Raw genomic sequence first — 1,369 nt, 5'->3', positions numbered from 1 at the left:
TTCACTGTTGTCCGGATAAAATTTTGGGCTAGCTGTTAAGCTAGCCCATTGTTGATATATTTGAGTTACCACACTTAAAAACATCAACATGAGCAAAAGTATATTTTTTACCGGACAGCCCATACTAAATCAACTGTTAAATTTGCTGGATCGGGGCAAGATTAAATCCATTGCCCGTGCCGGTAAACACGATCACTACTATAAGCATTTTGACACTTATACCCATTTAATAACGATGCTATACTGCGCATTGAACAAATGCACAAGTAGCCGTGAAGTTGTAAGTGGAATGAAGGCCTGCCAACATAAGTTACGCCATTTAGGAGTCCTGAAAGCTCCCGGTAAGAGCACTTTATGCGACGCGAACATGAAGCGTTCAAGTGATGTTTTTCGAGAAATTTATGAGTCTTTATATTTAGCCCACCGTCAACTTTTACCGGACAGCCGACTGACTACAAATCAAAAACTTTTCATAGCAGACTCCTCTACGATCACTCTTTTTCAGGAAATTCTGGGCGCCGCCGGCAGAAGTCGACTGAATGGTAAACGAAAAGGAGGTATAAAGGTTCATACGTTAGTAAACGCGGTTGAAGATGTTCCTGTACAAATAGAATTTACAGCAGCCAAGGCTAACGATATGACCTTTCTTCAAAATATCAATCTTGAAAAGGGGGCGTTTATTGTATTTGATAAAGGTTATGTAGATTATAATCAATATCAGCGCATGACTAATGAAGGTGTTTTTTTCGTTACCAGGCAAAGAAAGGGAGCTAGCTATGTTCAACAAGCCATAAACACGGTTAGTGAAGAATCTAAAAGTTTAGGGGTTATTAATGATCAAATAATAGTTTTAGGCACACGTACACATGCCCGAAAAATTAAGCTTAAAGCCCGAATGGTTACCTTTTTTGATAAACACAAAGAAAGAACCTTTGAGTTCCTCACCAACAATTTTGATCTGCCTTCCCATCAAATTGCAGACCTCTATAAGAAACGCTGGCAGATAGAAGTTCTATTCAAAAGAATAAAGCAAAATTTCCCACTACAGTACTTCCTTGGCGATAATGTAAATGCAATTAAGATACAGATATGGTGTGCGTTTATATCTGATTTACTGGTCAAACTGATTCAAGTGCAGCTTAAAAGAAAATGGTCTTTCTCGAACCTTAGTTCAATTATAAGACTACATCTGATGAGTTACATTAATCTTTTCACTTTTTTAAACGACCCAGATAAGTTACCTGTAGCACTTAAAACTAATCAGCTTAGCTTTGGGGGCTTTGAAATCAATTTTAAAATATAAAAGCGGCCTAATGATTTATTAAGCCGCTTTTTTTGTGTTTTATCATTTTCTCCGGACAACAGTGAA

Annotated in this window: 1 protein-coding gene; it reads left to right on the top strand. The window is 37.5% G+C overall.

Annotated features, from left to right (window positions below; genetic code table 11):
- Window positions 1–88 precede the first annotated feature (88 nt).
- Window positions 89–1,303 carry an IS4 family transposase gene (locus EZ444_RS27050; RefSeq protein WP_131613008.1) on the top strand — a complete coding sequence of 405 codons (1,215 nt, stop codon included), beginning with the start codon at window positions 89–91 and terminating at the stop codon, window positions 1,301–1,303.
- Window positions 1,304–1,369 lie beyond the last annotated feature (66 nt).

This window comes from Pedobacter hiemivivus, from assembly GCF_004331685.1.
In the GTDB taxonomy this organism is placed as follows: Bacteria; Bacteroidota; Bacteroidia; order Sphingobacteriales; family Sphingobacteriaceae; genus Pedobacter; species Pedobacter hiemivivus.
This window is presented reverse-complemented; position numbering and strand designations above follow the sequence as displayed.